The organism is Desulfobotulus pelophilus (assembly GCF_026155325.1).
In the GTDB taxonomy this organism is placed as follows: domain Bacteria; phylum Desulfobacterota; class Desulfobacteria; order Desulfobacterales; family ASO4-4; genus Desulfobotulus; species Desulfobotulus pelophilus.
The window spans coordinates 1-601 of sequence record NZ_JAPFPW010000081.1 but is presented as its reverse complement, the minus strand read 5'-3'; the positions used below and the strand labels follow the sequence as shown (position 1 = coordinate 601).

1 protein-coding gene is annotated in these 601 nt (G+C 58.4%); it reads right to left on the bottom strand.

All coding sequences use genetic code 11. The annotated features are described in order from the left end of the window. Nucleotides 1-58: 58 nt before the first annotated feature. On the bottom strand, nt 59-541 hold the full coding sequence (locus OOT00_RS16125; protein WP_265426448.1) for a hypothetical protein: 483 nt from the start codon (nt 539-541) through the stop codon (nt 59-61). Between the last annotated feature and the right edge of the window lie 60 nt (nt 542-601).

The window sequence follows — 601 nt, the reverse complement described above, 5'->3', positions numbered from 1 at the left end:
AGGACCTTAAGGACTTTAAGCCGTTTGTAGTGATGGGCCTGGGTTTTCAGTAAAAAACTTACCCATAGGGGTTATTTCTGGCGGTGCTGTAAAGAATTTCCGCCTGAACGCTCACGGTCAGGGAGGTTTCCCCCTGAGACCAGTCCGGCCAGTCTTCCACACCGCCGGACACATAGCGCACGCTATCCGCCGTTTCGTTTTCTTCTTCAAACTGACCCAGCGCCTGCCGGATATCCGCCAGCACGTTTTCCGCTGCCGTGGCCATGGCCCGTTCCTGAAGGGCCGGGGCCTCATGCAGGCTGTAACGAAGCCCCGCCCGGATGGTCAGCGGCAGGGTGAGGCTGTCTTCGCCATAGCGGGTGCTTTCGCATTCTTCCGTTCCGGGTGTGAGCCAGAGGGCGGGAAGCTCTTCCAGATCCCGCTTGCCTTCCGCCAGAACAAGGGCCGTGCCGATGTCGGAGTGAAAGCCGTTGATCTTGCGGATGCCGGAAAGCACTTCTTCCAGCTCTTCCAGCAGGGTTTGCCGGATGGATGGGTTCATGCCAGCTCCTTGAAAAGGGGTCAGACCCCTTGAATGCCAGACAGGATGAGCTGCACCTGT